Source organism: Streptomyces sp. NPDC089424 (genome assembly GCF_044749345.1).
Lineage (GTDB): Bacteria > Actinomycetota > Actinomycetes > Streptomycetales > Streptomycetaceae > Streptomyces.
In genome coordinates this window covers 671,889-684,989 of the sequence record NZ_JBIVHU010000003.1, presented here as the reverse complement: position 1 = coordinate 684,989, position 13,101 = coordinate 671,889, and the positions used below count along the sequence as shown (strand labels likewise).

Below are 13,101 nucleotides of genomic sequence, written 5' to 3'. Positions count from 1 at the left end.
GGTGGACCGGCTTCTTGCTGTGCCCGCTTCCGTCAGTCCCGGAACCGCCAGCCATGATCCACCGGCCCGATCCCGCCGCCGAGCGCGAAGCCGGCCGCGATCGCCCCGGTGACGTACTCCTTCGCCGCCCGTACCGCCTCCGGCACGCTCAGCCCGCGCGCCAGCCCGGACGCGATCGCCGACGCCAGCGTGCAGCCCGTGCCGTGGGTGTGCCGGTTGTCGTGACGGGGGGCGCGCAGCCAGAGCTCCTCGGAGCCGTCGGAGAGCAGGTCCACCGCCTCTCCCCGCAGATGACCGCCCTTGATCACGACCCACCGCGGCCCGTACGCGAGCACGGCCGCGGCCGCCTCACGCATCCCGGCCTCGGACTCCACCCGCAGCCCGGTCAGTTGCGTCACCTCGTCGAGGTTCGGCGTGACCACGGTCGCGGCCGGCAGCAGCTTGGTCCGTACCGAGTCCAGCGCGGAGGCCGCCAGCAGCGGGTCGCCGTGCTTGGAGACGCCCACCGGGTCGACGACGGCCGGCGCGTCCGTGCCGGTGATCAACTCGGCGACCGCCTCGACAAGTTCCGCCGAGGCCAGCATCCCGGTCTTCACGGCCTGTACGCCGATGTCGTCGACGACGCTGCGGTACTGGGCCCGCACGGCCTCCACGGGCAGTTCCCAGGCGCCCTGCACGCCGAGGCTGTTCTGCGCCGTCACCGCCGTGATCACGCTCATGCCGTGCACACCGAGCGCGAGCATGGTCTTCAGGTCGGCCTGGATGCCGGCGCCGCCACCGGAGTCGGATCCGGCGACGGTCAGCACCCTGGGTGGTGCGCTCATGACTCGATCCCTCCGAAGTGGTCCCAACCGCCCTTGGAGGTCCAGGGTGCCCCGTCGACGGTCACCTGGGGCAGCGCGGACGGGTTGAGCACCTCGCCGATCACCTTCCAGCGGGCGGGCAGCTTCACGTCCGGCGGGAAGGTCGCCACGATCGCGTGGTCCTCTCCCCCGGTCAGCACCCACTGGAGCGGGTCCACGCCCACCGCCTGACCGATGTCGTGCATCTGCGAGGGGATGTCGATCGCGCCGGAGCGCACGTCGATCCGGACCTTGCTCGCCTCCGCGATGTGCCCGAGGTCGGCGATCAGCCCGTCGCTGACGTCGCACATCGCCGTCGCGCCGAGCCCTGCCGCCGCCGGACCCGCGTGGTACGGCGGCTCCGGGCGCCGATGCGCCTCGACGAAGGCACGCGGCGAGCGGAAACCGCGCGAGAGCACCGCGTATCCGGCCGCCGACCAGCCGAGCCACCCGGTCACCGCGACGAGGTCGCCGGGCCGCGCGCCGGCCCGCGTCACGGGTTCCTGGTTGCGCAGGTCGCCGAGTGCGGTGATCGACACCGTGATGGTGTCCCCGCGCACCACGTCGCCGCCGACCACGGACGCGCCCGCGACCTGGCACTCGTCGCGCAGCCCGTCCATCAGCTCGGTCGGCCAGGTGACCGGGAGTTCGGCCGGCACGACGAGGCCCAGCAGCAGCGCGGTCGGCACGGCACCCATGGCGGCGATGTCGGCGAGGTTCTGCGCCGCCGCCTTGCGCCCGACGTCGTACGCCGTGGACCAGTCCCGGCGGAAGTGCCGTCCCTCCAGCAGGATGTCGGTGCTGGCCACGACCCGGCGGTCGGGCGCGGCCACCACCGCGGCGTCGTCCCCCGGCCCGACGCGCACCGCCGGGGTGGTGGTGAGGCGGGAGGTGAGCTCCCTGATGAGCCCGAACTCCCCGAGCTCACCAACAGTCCCCTTCATTTCCCTTACGCCCCTTCTGTCCCTGTGCGTGCCCGGTCGCGGGTCAACAGTGTCCTCGATACGGTCGTACCGACCGCCGCCCGGCCCCCCATGGCCGCATGTCCGGCCCACCCGTTCGTCGACTTCCGTCGTGTCCGCACCCCGGCGCGCAGAGCCCGGACACCGTAGGTCTCCCCGCGACGAGCGGGGACGCGATACCGTGGCGTTCCTTTTCCCCACATGATCCTCGTAGCCGCCCTGGAGGTTCCGTGGTACAGGCGTACATCCTGATCCAGACGGAGGTCGGCAAGGCGTCGACCGTCGCCGACATGATCAGCAAGATCCCGGGGGTGATCCAGGCCGAGGACGTGACAGGGCCGTACGACGTCATCGTCCGCGCCCAGGCAGACACCGTCGACGACCTGGGCCGCATGGTGGTCGCCAAGGTCCAGCAAGTGGACGGCATCACCCGCACCCTGACCTGCCCGGTCGTCCATCTGTAGTCCCCGTCTACCCTTGGCCGGTGAAGTCTTCCCGTCACCGGCTCATCGGTCTGCCCGCGTCCGCGTTGCTGATCACTGTCGTGGGCTGCTCCTCAGCAGACGACAGTGCGGGCGTCGCGGTTCCCAGCCCCTCTCCGGCGGTCACGAAGCTGTGCCAGAACCTGGACAAGGCGCTGCCCCGCAAGGTGGACGGTCTGAGCCGGAACGACCCCGAGCCCCGTTCCGTGCTCACCGCGGGCTGGGGAAGCCCGGTGATCATACTGCGCTGCGGGGTCGTCCGGCCGCCGAAGATGGTCGACCCGAAGGTGGCCGAGGGCGGGGATCCCGACGCCGTGGCGGGGGGTGTGAACGGCGTCGACTGGCTGCAGGAGAAAAGCGCCGGGGGCTACCGGTTCACCAGCGCGAACCGCACGGCGTACGTCGAGGTGAGCGTGCCCGAGGGGCAGGACAGCGCGGGGGTCCTGGTCGACCTGGCCCCGGCGGTGAAGTCGGCGATTCCCGAGGGAATCGCCGACTGATGGCTCAACGCCCCACGGGGACGGGTCAGCGCAGGCCCGTCGAGCGGTCCAGGGCCGCCTGGATCAGGCGGTCCACCAGCTCCGCGTAGGTCACTCCGCTCGCCTGCCACATCTGGGGGTACATCGAGATCGGCGTGAAGCCGGGCATCGTGTTGATCTCGTTGATCACGAACTCGCCGTCCTCGGTGAGGAAGAAGTCCGCGCGGACCAGACCCTCGCACGAGGCGGCCTCGAAGGCGTCCACCGCGAGCCTGCGCACCTCGGCGGTCTCCTCGTCGGTGAGGGGGGCCGGGACGAGGCCGGGGGTGGAGTCGATGTACTTCGCCTCGAAGTCGTAGTACGCGTGCGTGTCCGGCGGCGGAATCTCGGCGGGGACGGAGGCCCGGGGGCCGTCCTCGAACTCCAGGACGCCGCACTCGATCTCGCGGCCGCGCAGCGCCGCCTCGACGATGATCTTCGGGTCGTGGCGCTGGGCCTCGGCGATCGCCTCGTCGAGGCCGTCGAAGGACTCGACCTTGGTGATGCCGATCGACGACCCCGCGCGCGCGGGCTTCACGAACAGCGGCCAGCCGTGCTCGCCGGCGAACTCGGCGATCCGGCGCCGCGCCCCCGCCTGGTCGGTGCGCCACTCACGGGGCCTGACCACCAGGTACGGGCCCACCCGGAGCCCGAACGAGGTGAACACCCGCTTCATGTACTCCTTGTCCTGGCCGACGGCGGAGGAGAGCACTCCGGAACCGACGTAGGGGACACCGGAGAGCTCCAGGAGGCCCTGCAGGGTGCCGTCCTCGCCGTACGGGCCGTGCAGCACCGGGAAGACGACGTCGACCTCGCCCAGGGCCTTGGGCACGGACCCCGGCTCGCTGTAGACGACTTCGCGGTTGGCCGGGTCGACGGGGAGCACGACGGCGCCCTCGCCCGAGTCGGCGAGGTCCTCGACGGTCGGCGTACGGCGGTCGCTGATCGCCATCCGCTCCGGCTCGTCGGCGGTGAGCGCCCACCGACCGTCCTGGGTGATGCCGATCGGCAGGACCTCGTACTTGGTCCGGTCGACGGCCCGCAGTACGGCGCCGGCGGTGACCACGGAGATCCCGTGCTCGGAGCTGCGCCCGCCGAACACGACGGCCACACGCGGCTTGCGAGACGGCTGCTCGGGGCTCTGGGGGAGGTTCTCGGTGCTCATATCGCGTTGAGAGTACCCGGTGGTAGGGGCCGGATACAGCGTCCGTACGCCCGCGTCGCTCAGCGTCGTTCGGCCTTCGCGCTGCGCGACATCAGCTCCTTCAGGGCGACCACCGGGGGCTTGCCCTCGTGCACGATTCCGACCACCGTCTCGGTGATGGGCATGTCGACGCCGTGCCGTCGCGCCAGATCCAGCACCGACTCGCAGGACTTGACGCCCTCGGCGGTCTGCCGGGTGACCGCGATGGTCTCCTCCAGGGTCATGCCCTTGCCGAGGTTGGTGCCGAAGGTGTGGTTGCGCGAGAGCGGCGAGGAGCAGGTGGCGACCAGGTCGCCGAGGCCGGCGAGGCCGGAGAAGGTCAGCGGGTCCGCGCCCATGGCCAGGCCCAGCCGGGTCGTCTCCGCGAGGCCGCGGGTGATCAGCGAGCCCTTGGCGTTGTCGCCGAGCCCCATGCCGTCCGCGATCCCGACGGCGAGGCCGATGACGTTCTTGACCGCGCCGCCGAGTTCACAGCCGACGACGTCGGTGTTGGTGTACGGGCGGAAGTACGGCGTGTGGCAGGCGGCCTGGAGCCGCTGGGCGACGGCCTCGTCGGTGCAGGCGACCACGGAGGCGGCCGGCATCCGGGCGGCGATCTCGCGCGCGAGGTTGGGCCCGGTGACCACGGCGACCCGCTCGGCGGGCACGTCGGCGACGTCCATGACGACCTCGCTCATCCGCATGGCGGAACCGAGTTCGACGCCCTTCATCAGGGAGACCAGGACGGTGTCGGGGGCGAGCAGCGGCGCCCAGGCGGCGAGGTTGCCACGCAGTGTCTGGGAAGGGATGGACAGCACCGTGAAGTCGGCTCCGGCGGCCGCCTCGGCGGGGTCGGTGGTGGCGCGCAGGTTCCCGGGGAGTTCGAAGCCCGGGAGGTAGTCCGGGTTGGTCCGGCCGGAGTTGATGGCCTCGGCGACCTCCGCCCGGCGCGCCCACAGGGTGACCTCGCACCCCGCGTCGGCGAGCACCATCCCGAACGCCGTACCCCACGAACCGGCGGCGAGGACCGCCGCCTTGACCGGCTTGCTCACTTGCCCTGCCCCTCCTCGCCACCGGCCTGCCCGGCCGCTTCCCGACCCGCCTGACCAGCCGCTTCCCGTCCGGCCTCGCCGGCGTTCTCCCGGATCGGCCGCCCGAGCGCGACCCCGCCCGTCTCGACGGCGGCGGCCCGGCCGAGCTTCTGCGCCGCGGTCCGGCGCCGCTGCTCGATGCGCTCGCTCTTCGGGTCGTACGGCGACTCGGGGGCCCGCTCGCCGCGGATCTCCTCCAGGTGGCCGGTGATCGCGGCCATGATGACCTCGGTGGCCTCCTTGAGGACGTCCGCGGTCATCTCCTTGCCGTAGAAGCGAGAGAGGTCCACCGGAGGGCCCGCCAGCACCTGGTGGGTCTTGCGCGGGAGGAGGTTGGGCTTCTTGGCGTACGGCGGCAGCAGTTCGTTGGCGCCCCACTGGGCGACCGGGATGACCGGGCACCTGGTCTTCAGCGCCACGCGCGCGGCACCGGTCTTGCCGGTCATGGGCCAGCCGTCCGGGTCCCGGGTGATGGTGCCCTCGGGATAGAAGGCGACGCATTCGCCGCGCTCCACGGCGTCGATCGCGGCCCGGAAGGCACTGAGCGCGTCCGTGCTCTCCCGATAGACGGGGATCTGGCCGGTGCCACGCATCATGGTGCCGACGAATCCCTTCTTGAAAAGGCCGCTCTTCGCCAGGAATCGCGGAACCCGTCCGGTGTTGTACTGAAAGTGCGCGTACGCGAAGGGGTCGACGTGCGAATTGTGGTTCACCACGGTGATAAAGCCACCCGCGGCCGGAATGTGCTCCATTCCGCGCCAGTCCCGCTTGAGCAGAACCACCAGCGGCGGTTTACAGATCACCGCTGCGAGGCGGTACCAGAAGCCGATTCTGCGGCGGGGCACACGGACACCTTCCTTCTGTGGCCTGGGGGCCGGACAAGTGTCGCTCCAGGCCGTCGGTCTGTCGAGAACACCGTACGCCCCGACCCTGCGCCCACCGGGAGGGCCGGGTGACAATGACCGCGACAAGAGAGGGACGAACGCCGGTGCTGTGGACCTTGGTGATACCCGTGAAGTCTTTGGCGCGGGCCAAGAGCAGGCTCGCGGACGCGGCCGCCGACGCGTTGCGCCCGGGCCTCGCCCTCGCCTTCGCCCAGGACACGGTGGCCGCGGCGCTGGCCAGCCCGGCGGTGCGCGATGTGGCAGTTGTCACGGACGACGCCCTGGCCGGCCGGGAGCTGGCCGCACTGGGCGCCCGCATCGTCTCCGACGAACCGGGAGGCGGGCTGAACGCGGCCCTGGCGCACGGGGCGGCGGCCGTGCGGGCCCGGTGCCCCAAAAGCCCGGTCGCGGTCCTGAACGCCGATCTTCCCGCGCTGCGCCCGACGGAATTGGCCCAGGTCCTGGACGCGGCCACGGAATTCCCCCGGGCTTTTCTCGCGGATGCGGCGGCAATCGGTACGACCCTGCTGGCGGCGGCGCCGGGCCGGGAATTGCTTCCGGCATTCGGTACGGATTCACGGGCCCGCCATCGCGCCGGCGGGGCGGTGGAACTCGGCCTGGCGGGCGTGGACTCGGTACGGCAGGACGTGGACACCGCCGACGACCTGCGCGCGGCACTGGCGCTCGGGGTGGGCCCTCGCACGGCCGCCGCGACCGCGCAACTGCTGATCTCCGGGCAGTAGGCTGCCGTCATGCACGCCACCGCTTACACGTACGACGCCGGGACGCGCAGCGGGCAGGTTCTGCTGGACGACGGGACTCCGGTGCCCTTCGACGCCGCCGCGTTCGACGCGGGCGGGCTGCGGCTGCTGCGGCCCGGGCAGCGGGTCCGGATCGAGGTGGAGGGTCCGAAGGAGAGCCCGCGGATCACGCTGGTGACGCTGCAGACCCTCTGACCTGCCCCTGAACATGCCGCGGGCCGGGCTCCCCGACGGAGTCCGGCCCGGCGCGTGAGTACCCTGCGCCCTCGTCTACTTGCGGGCGGTGGCCTTCTTGGCGGTGGTCTTGCGTGCCGACGTCTTCTTGGCCGGGGCCTTCTTGGCCGTCGCCTTCTTCGCCGGGGCCTTCTTGGCGGTCGCCTTCTTGGCGGTCGTCTTCTTCGCGGCGGTGGTCTTGGCGGTCGCCGAGGTCTTCTTGGCGGTCGTCTTCTTCGCGGCCGTGGTCTTCTTCACGGCGGCCGTGGTCTTCTTGGCCGTCGCCTTCTTGGCCGTGGTGGCCTTCTTCGCGGCCGCCTTCGTGGTCTTCTTCGCCGCGGCCTTCTTGACCGTGGCCGTTGCGCCGCCGGTCAGGCTGCCCTTGGGCGCCTTCTTGACGGAGACCTCTCCGCCGCGAGGGAGCTTCTTCGAGCCGCTCACCAGGTCCTTGAAGCCCTGGCCGGCGCGGAATCGCGGCACCGAGGTCTTCTTGACCCGAACCCGCTCGCCCGTCTGGGGATTGCGGGCGTAGCGAGCCGGACGGTCGACCTTCTCGAACGAGCCGAAACCGGTGACCGACACCCGCTCACCTGCGACGACGGCGCGGACGATGGCGTCCAGTACGTGGTCGACAGCTTCGGCGGCCTGCTGGCGGCCGCCCATCTTGTCGGCAATCGCTTCTACGAGCTGCGCCTTGTTCACGTCTTCCCCTTCGGAGACATCGCCAGAACGAAAGTGTTCAAGCTTTTTCGCACGTTAGGCAGATATATACCGCAAATCAAACACGAAACGGGCTAATCACCCTTGTGCCGCAACCGACTCGGCTGCCTCTGACGTGATTCAGCCTTCCCCTTCGGGCAATCGCCCGGCGTCGAGGTCGGCGATGAACCGCTCCAGACGCTTTGTCGCGTCGGTGAGGTCGTGCTTGGCCGCGGCCGTGATGACCAGCAGCTTCCGGGTCAGCGCCATCCGTACGCCCTCCGGGACTTGCAGTGCGCGCACTCTTGCGTGCGCTTCCTTGAGTTGGTCCGCGACCGCCGCATAGAGCTCGAGTTGGCCGTCGCGTTCCATGCACAGATTGTGCCATCTGGGGCGAGTTGTCGCCTGCCCGGGGGGCAACTGGCGCCGCGAACGGCCCTCCGGCGCGCCGCCCAGGCCGCGTTGTCAAGTCCCGCGTACCCCGACAACAACCGCCATAACGTGGCCAGTTGAAGGAACAGTCGAGGGGAGGTGCGGCCATCCGGGTGCGAAAAAAGGCTGTACCCCCGATCGGGCCGATCGGGGGTACAGCCGGGTGTGGGGGTGGCCGAAAGTCGACCGCCGGGGTCGAAGGTTCAGACCTTCAGGGTGCGCGGCTTGTAGGCGGGCCGCACGGCCTCGTAGGTGGCGATGTCGCCCTCGTTCCGCAGCGTGATCGAGATGTCGTCCAGCCCGTTCAGCAGCCGCCAGCGGGAGTTCTCGTCCAGCTCGAAGGAGGCGGTGACGCCCTCGGCACGCACCTCGCGCCCGACCAGGTCGACGGTCACCTCGGCCTCGGGGTCGCGCTCGATGAGCTGCCACAGCTCGTCCACGACCTGCTGCTCCAGCACGACCGTGAGCAGGCCGTTCTTCAGCGAGTTGCCGCGGAAGATGTCGGCGAAGCGGGAGGAGATCACGGCCTTGAAGCCGTAGTTCTGCAGCGCCCAGACGGCGTGCTCACGGGAGGAGCCGGTGCCGAAGTCGGGGCCGGCGACCAGCACGGTCGCGCCCTGGCGCTCGGGCCGGTTGAGCACGAACTCCGGGTCCTTGCGCCAGGCCTCGAACAATCCGTCCTCGAAGCCGTCCCGGGTGACCTTCTTGAGCCAGTGGGCGGGGATGATCTGGTCGGTGTCGACGTTGCTGCGGCGCAACGGGACGGCCCGGCCGGTGTGCGTGGTGAAAGCTTCCATGATCCTCAGACTCCAGCGGGCGTACGGGTCTCGGCGTGGGCCAGGTCGGCCGGGGAGGCCAGGTGCCCCAGGACCGCCGTAGCGGCGGCGACCTGCGGCGACACCAGATGCGTACGGCCGCCCTTGCCCTGCCTGCCCTCGAAGTTGCGGTTGGAGGTGGACGCCGAGCGCTCGCCGGGGGCCAGCTGGTCGGGGTTCATGCCCAGACACATGGAGCAGCCGGCGTGCCGCCACTCGGCGCCGGCCTCCTTGAAGAGGACGTCCAGACCCTCGGAGACGGCCTGCAGACCGACCCGCGCGGAGCCCGGCACGACCAGCATCCGTACGCCGTCGGCGACTTTGCGGCCCCGCAGCAGGTCCGCCGCGGCGCGCAGGTCCTCGATGCGGCCGTTGGTGCACGAACCTACGAAGACGGTGTCCACCTTGATGGACCGCAGCGGCTGCCCGGCCTCCAACCCCATGTACTCCAGGGCCTTTTCGGCGGCGAAGCGCTCCGAAGCGTCTTCGTACGAAGCCGGGTCGGGGACGGACGCCGAAAGCGGCGCGCCCTGGCCCGGGTTGGTGCCCCAGGTGACGAACGGCGACAGCGCGGTGGCGTCGATGACCACCTCGGCGTCGAACTCGGCGTCGTCGTCGGTCCTCAGGGTCTTCCAGTACGCGACCGCGGCGTCCCACTCGGCGCCCTCGGGGGCGTGCGCGCGGCCTTCGAGGTAGGCGAACGTGGTCTCGTCGGGGGCGATCATGCCCGCGCGGGCACCGGCCTCGATCGACATGTTGCAGATGGTCATCCGGGCCTCCATCGAGAGCTTCTCGATGGCCTCGCCGCGGTACTCCAGGACGTAGCCCTGGCCGCCGCCGGTGCCGATCCTGGCGATGATCGCCAGGATCAGGTCCTTGGCGGTGACGCCCTCGGGCAGCTCGCCGTCCACCGTGATCGCCATGGTCTTCGGGCGGGCCATGGGCAGCGTCTGGGTGGCCAGCACGTGCTCGACCTGCGAGGTGCCGATGCCGAACGCCAGCGCGCCGAAGGCGCCGTGCGTGGAGGTGTGCGAGTCGCCGCAGACCACGGTGGTGCCGGGCTGGGTCAGGCCCAGCTGCGGGCCCACCACGTGGACGACGCCCTGCTCGACGTCGCCGAGCGGGTGCAGGCGCACCCCGAAGTCGGCGCAGTTCTTGCGCAGCGTCTCCAGCTGGGCGCGGGAGACCGGGTCGGCGATGGGCTTGTCGATGTCGAGGGTGGGGGTGTTGTGGTCCTCGGTCGCGATGGTCAGGTCGAGCCGCCGCACCTTCCGGCCGCTCTTGCGGAGGCCGTCGAAGGCCTGCGGGCTGGTCACCTCGTGCAGCAGGTGCAGATCGATGTAGAGGAGGTCGGGCTCGCCCTCGGCGCGCCGGACGACATGGTCGTCCCAGACCTTCTCCGCGAGTGTCCTACCCATCGCTTTCCCTCCGGACGGCACATATGGTGTGCCGACCCAACTAGAGATCTTGAGGAGCGGCGGTCGGGGCGCGGTTTCCGCGCATCCGCCGCGAGGCCCTTTCATCCACCGGGCCGCTGTGACTTCGTGACATCAAGGGTGGCGCGTTCCACCGGAAATTGAACTTGCGTTTCACAGAGTGAGACGCAAGTATCGTTTCATGGACAACAGTAGCGGCGTCGGCGTTCTGGACAAGGCGGCACTCGTCCTGAGCGCTCTGGAGTCCGGTCCGGCCACCCTCGCGGGTCTGGTCGCGGCCACCGGACTGGCACGACCCACGGCTCACCGCCTGGCCGTGGCTTTGGAACACCACCGCATGGTGGCGCGCGACATGCAGGGCCGTTTCATTCTCGGACCGCGCCTGGCCGAGCTGGCCGCGGCCGCGGGTGAGGACCGTCTCCTGGCCACCGCGGGGCCGGTGCTCACGCACCTCCGTGACATCACGGGCGAGAGCGCGCAGCTCTACCGCCGCCAGGGCGACATGCGTATCTGCGTCGCCGCCGCGGAACGCCTGTCCGGACTGCGGGACACCGTCCCGGTCGGTTCGACGCTCACGATGAAGGCGGGATCGTCCGCGCAGATCCTCATGGCCTGGGAGGAGCCGGAGCGGCTGCACCGGGGGCTGCAGGGCGCCCGCTTCACGGCGACGGCGCTGTCCGGCGTGCGGCGCCGGGGCTGGGCCCAGTCCATCGGCGAGCGGGAGCCGGGGGTCGCCTCCGTCTCCGCGCCCGTGCGGGGCCCGTCGAACCGCGTGGTCGCCGCCGTGTCCGTCTCCGGACCCATCGAGCGGCTGACCCGCCACCCCGGCCGGATGCACGCCCAGGCGGTCATCGACTCCGCGGCCCGCCTCTCCGAGGCACTGCGCCGCACCGGCTGACCGAGGCCCCGGGCCCGACACCCGCAGGCGCACCAACACAAGCCGCACACGGCGACATGCGTCACACGAGCCACCCAGGTCACGGGCCACGAAGGGCCACAGACCACGCGGGGCCTGGGCCGCGTAGGGGCACGGAGTGCAGGCACACCGGGGAGCCTCATAGGTCGCACAAGCCTCACGCTTTGCGGGGCCACGGAGGCGACTCGGACCTCACGTGCCACGGAGCCACCGGTGTCGCACGCCACGTGAGCCTCACAGGCAGATGCCGCAAGCCCCACCGGCGACAAGGACCGCGGCCGTCCGGCTGGCCCGGCCCCCGCCCCCGTAAGTTCCGGCCGACAGGCCCCGAGGCCCGCAGGCCCCGCAGGCGGCAAGCCCCCAGGCCCATCGCCCGCACCGGCTCAGCGCGACGCTCCCCGGCCGGGCGGCAGGACGGAACGCAGGAAGACCCCGGGGGCCGGCCTCGACGCCGCGGCCGGCCCCCGGAGTGAACGGTGCCCCGCTCAGGCCGCCCGCAGCCGCTCGGCGGCGCGCTCGCCGCGTCGGCCGACCGGCACCACGCCGGTCGCCTTGCCGAGGCCGAAGGCGGGCATGTTGACGTACACCGACTCGTAGCCGCCGGCCGGCACGACGTACGTCTCGTGCCAGAAGCCGACCTTGTCCTTCCCCTCACGTATCCGCCGGTTGAACGCGGCCCACGCCGGCCGGTGCTCCTGGTCCGCGGCGGAGGCGTACGCGAGGAGCTTCTCGGTCGACTCCCAGTACTGCACCACGTACAGGACCCGCGGCCCCAGCAGTGTCTGCGCGCCGAGCATGCCCCGCTCCCGCTCGCGCGACAGCTCCCGCAGCATGCGCGGCATCGCCCGCATCACCGGCAGCCAACTGCGCACCGCCAGAAGCCGGTTGAAGCGCATCCCGATCAGGAACACCACGACGTCCCCCTGCGCGTCCGCGGTCATACGCCCCGCGATCGGCTTGTCAGCCATGACGAAACCCACCTTCCCCCTGAGACAGCCCTTGAGGACAGCGATTGGATAGTGCCGCTATCCATGATTGGATAGTGACACTCTCCAACGCGGGACGCAAGGGGAATGAGCAAGGGAGTCGCCCGGCCATGAGGCTGTCGGAGCTGAGCAGGCGAAGCGGCGTCGCCACCGCCACCGTGAAGTTCTATCTGCGCGAGGGACTGCTGCCGCCGGGCCGCCGGATCACCGCCACCCAGGCCGAGTACGGCGAGGAGCACCTGCGCCGGCTGCGTCTGGTGCGGGCGCTGATCCAGGTCGGCGGCGTCTCGGTGGCGTCCGCCCGCGAGGTGCTCGCCGCGCTGGACAACGACTCCCTGGATCACAACGAACGTCTCGGCACCGCCGTCTGGGCCCTCCCCCACGGCAAGCCCGCCGACCCCGACGACCCGGCGACCGAGACGGCCCGGCAGCGCGCCGACCGCCTGCTGGAACTGCTCGGCTGGAGCTACGGCCCCACGACCGGCGTTGCGCCCCCGGCGTACGGAATGCTGGTGAACGCGATCGCCACGCTGGAACGTCTCGGATATCCGTGCGCCGTCGAGGACTTGGCGCCGTACGCCCGCGGCATGGAACAGCTCGCCGTCAACGATCTGGATCTCGTGGAGCAGTACGGCGGCGGGGCGGACGAACAGGTGGAGGCGGCGGTCGCGCTGACCGTGCTCTACGAGCCGGTGCTGCTCGCGTTGCGCAGGCTGGCGGAGGCGGAGGAGTCACGCCGCAGGTTCGGCACGCACTGACCACACGACGATGGGCCCCCACCGAAGTGGAGGCCCATCGCTCACGTACCCCCGACCGGATTCGAACCGGCGCTACCGCCTTGAGAGGGCGGCGTGCTAGGCCGCTACACAACGGGGGCGTGG

General features: G+C 71.1%; 16 protein-coding genes and 1 tRNA gene. 6 read left to right on the top strand and 11 right to left on the bottom strand.

Annotated features, from left to right (window positions below; all coding sequences use genetic code 11):
• Positions 1-32: 32 nt before the first annotated feature.
• Positions 33-824 carry a bifunctional hydroxymethylpyrimidine kinase/phosphomethylpyrimidine kinase gene (thiD, locus tag ACIP2X_RS18095; protein WP_401673763.1) on the bottom strand — a complete coding sequence of 264 codons (792 nt, stop codon included), beginning with the start codon at positions 822-824 and terminating at the stop codon, positions 33-35.
• Entirely contained in the window at positions 821-1,786 is a 966-nt protein-coding gene (locus ACIP2X_RS18090) for a thiamine-phosphate kinase (protein WP_401673760.1), read from the bottom strand. The genes thiD and ACIP2X_RS18090 overlap by 4 nt, the downstream gene beginning before the upstream one ends.
• A gap of 248 nt (positions 1,787-2,034) precedes the next feature.
• On the opposite strand from ACIP2X_RS18090, the gene ACIP2X_RS18085 reads away from it, so the two are divergent.
• A complete protein-coding gene (locus ACIP2X_RS18085; protein WP_401673758.1) occupies positions 2,035-2,268 on the top strand; it encodes an Lrp/AsnC family transcriptional regulator in 234 nt (77 codons plus the stop codon).
• Positions 2,269-2,288: 20 nt separating this feature from the next.
• Complete coding sequence (locus ACIP2X_RS18080; RefSeq protein WP_401673756.1) at positions 2,289-2,786, top strand: DUF3515 domain-containing protein; 498 nt, start codon at positions 2,289-2,291, stop codon at positions 2,784-2,786.
• 25 nt (positions 2,787-2,811) lie between these two features.
• On the opposite strand, the gene ACIP2X_RS18075 is transcribed toward ACIP2X_RS18080, so the two are convergent.
• From ACIP2X_RS18075 to ACIP2X_RS18065, 3 genes are read right to left on the bottom strand one after another with little or no spacing between them, the layout of a single operon-like run.
• Positions 2,812-3,969, bottom strand: coding sequence for a D-alanine--D-alanine ligase family protein (locus ACIP2X_RS18075; protein WP_401673754.1), 1,158 nt, complete (start codon positions 3,967-3,969; stop codon positions 2,812-2,814).
• Positions 3,970-4,028: 59 nt separating this feature from the next.
• Complete coding sequence (locus ACIP2X_RS18070; protein ID WP_401673752.1) at positions 4,029-5,039, bottom strand: NAD(P)H-dependent glycerol-3-phosphate dehydrogenase; 1,011 nt, start codon at positions 5,037-5,039, stop codon at positions 4,029-4,031.
• A complete protein-coding gene (locus tag ACIP2X_RS18065; RefSeq protein ID WP_401673749.1) occupies positions 5,036-5,923 on the bottom strand; it encodes a lysophospholipid acyltransferase family protein in 888 nt (295 codons plus the stop codon). The genes ACIP2X_RS18070 and ACIP2X_RS18065 overlap by 4 nt, the downstream gene beginning before the upstream one ends.
• Before the next feature lie 143 nt (positions 5,924-6,066).
• Here ACIP2X_RS18065 and cofC point away from each other — a divergent pair, with 143 nt between their 5' ends.
• Positions 6,067-6,705 carry a 2-phospho-L-lactate guanylyltransferase gene (gene cofC / locus ACIP2X_RS18060; RefSeq protein ID WP_401674497.1) on the top strand — a complete coding sequence of 213 codons (639 nt, stop codon included), beginning with the start codon at positions 6,067-6,069 and terminating at the stop codon, positions 6,703-6,705.
• Positions 6,706-6,714: 9 nt separating this feature from the next.
• Positions 6,715-6,918 carry a hypothetical protein gene (locus tag ACIP2X_RS18055; protein ID WP_365450676.1) on the top strand — a complete coding sequence of 68 codons (204 nt, stop codon included), beginning with the start codon at positions 6,715-6,717 and terminating at the stop codon, positions 6,916-6,918.
• A gap of 75 nt (positions 6,919-6,993) precedes the next feature.
• Here the strand turns inward: ACIP2X_RS18055 and ACIP2X_RS18050 are convergent, their stop codons facing one another.
• The 4 genes from ACIP2X_RS18050 to leuC all read right to left on the bottom strand — a co-directional run bounded on the left by ACIP2X_RS18050 (position 6,994) and on the right by leuC (position 10,300).
• Entirely contained in the window at positions 6,994-7,638 is a 645-nt protein-coding gene (locus tag ACIP2X_RS18050) for an HU family DNA-binding protein (protein WP_401673747.1), read from the bottom strand.
• 138 nt (positions 7,639-7,776) lie between these two features.
• Complete coding sequence (locus ACIP2X_RS18045; protein WP_401673745.1) at positions 7,777-8,007, bottom strand: hypothetical protein; 231 nt, start codon at positions 8,005-8,007, stop codon at positions 7,777-7,779.
• 263 nt (positions 8,008-8,270) lie between these two features.
• The gene (gene leuD / locus ACIP2X_RS18040) at positions 8,271-8,864 is read right to left on the bottom strand and encodes a 3-isopropylmalate dehydratase small subunit (protein WP_401673743.1); all 594 of its coding nucleotides are present in this window, start codon (positions 8,862-8,864) and stop codon (positions 8,271-8,273) included.
• Between the two features lie 5 nt (positions 8,865-8,869).
• Positions 8,870-10,300 (bottom strand): 3-isopropylmalate dehydratase large subunit, encoded by a 1,431-nt coding sequence (gene leuC, locus ACIP2X_RS18035; RefSeq protein ID WP_401673741.1) that lies wholly within the window; start codon positions 10,298-10,300, stop codon positions 8,870-8,872.
• 199 nt (positions 10,301-10,499) lie between these two features.
• Between leuC and ndgR the strand changes: the two genes are divergently transcribed.
• Positions 10,500-11,216, top strand: a complete 717-nt coding sequence (gene ndgR, locus ACIP2X_RS18030; protein WP_014048551.1) for an IclR family transcriptional regulator NdgR — start codon at positions 10,500-10,502, stop codon at positions 11,214-11,216.
• Between the two features lie 503 nt (positions 11,217-11,719).
• Here the strand turns inward: ndgR and ACIP2X_RS18025 are convergent.
• Positions 11,720-12,202, bottom strand: a complete 483-nt coding sequence (locus ACIP2X_RS18025) for a DUF4188 domain-containing protein (RefSeq protein ID WP_401673739.1) — start codon at positions 12,200-12,202, stop codon at positions 11,720-11,722.
• 128 nt (positions 12,203-12,330) lie between these two features.
• On the opposite strand from ACIP2X_RS18025, the gene ACIP2X_RS18020 reads away from it, so the two are divergent.
• On the top strand, positions 12,331-12,978 hold the full coding sequence (locus tag ACIP2X_RS18020; RefSeq protein ID WP_401673737.1) for a MerR family transcriptional regulator: 648 nt from the start codon (positions 12,331-12,333) through the stop codon (positions 12,976-12,978).
• Between the two features lie 46 nt (positions 12,979-13,024).
• On the opposite strand, the gene ACIP2X_RS18015 is transcribed toward ACIP2X_RS18020, so the two are convergent.
• Positions 13,025-13,097: transfer RNA gene (locus ACIP2X_RS18015), tRNA-Glu, on the bottom strand.
• Between the last annotated feature and the right edge of the window lie 4 nt (positions 13,098-13,101).

Coding starts and splice junctions, on each gene's coding strand:
- ACIP2X_RS18025 (WP_401673739.1), bottom strand. CDS start 12,202: ATGGCTGACAAGCCGATCGCGGGGCGTATGACCGCGGACGCGCAGGGG.
- ACIP2X_RS18045 (WP_401673745.1), bottom strand. CDS start 8,007: ATGGAACGCGACGGCCAACTCGAGCTCTATGCGGCGGTCGCGGACCAA.
- ACIP2X_RS18075 (WP_401673754.1), bottom strand. CDS start 3,969: ATGAGCACCGAGAACCTCCCCCAGAGCCCCGAGCAGCCGTCTCGCAAG.
- thiD (WP_401673763.1), bottom strand. CDS start 824: ATGAGCGCACCACCCAGGGTGCTGACCGTCGCCGGATCCGACTCCGGT.
- leuD (WP_401673743.1), bottom strand. CDS start 8,864: ATGGAAGCTTTCACCACGCACACCGGCCGGGCCGTCCCGTTGCGCCGC.
- ACIP2X_RS18055 (WP_365450676.1), top strand. CDS start 6,715: ATGCACGCCACCGCTTACACGTACGACGCCGGGACGCGCAGCGGGCAG.
- leuC (WP_401673741.1), bottom strand. CDS start 10,300: ATGGGTAGGACACTCGCGGAGAAGGTCTGGGACGACCATGTCGTCCGG.
- ACIP2X_RS18090 (WP_401673760.1), bottom strand. CDS start 1,786: ATGAAGGGGACTGTTGGTGAGCTCGGGGAGTTCGGGCTCATCAGGGAG.
- ACIP2X_RS18020 (WP_401673737.1), top strand. CDS start 12,331: ATGAGGCTGTCGGAGCTGAGCAGGCGAAGCGGCGTCGCCACCGCCACC.
- ndgR (WP_014048551.1), top strand. CDS start 10,500: ATGGACAACAGTAGCGGCGTCGGCGTTCTGGACAAGGCGGCACTCGTC.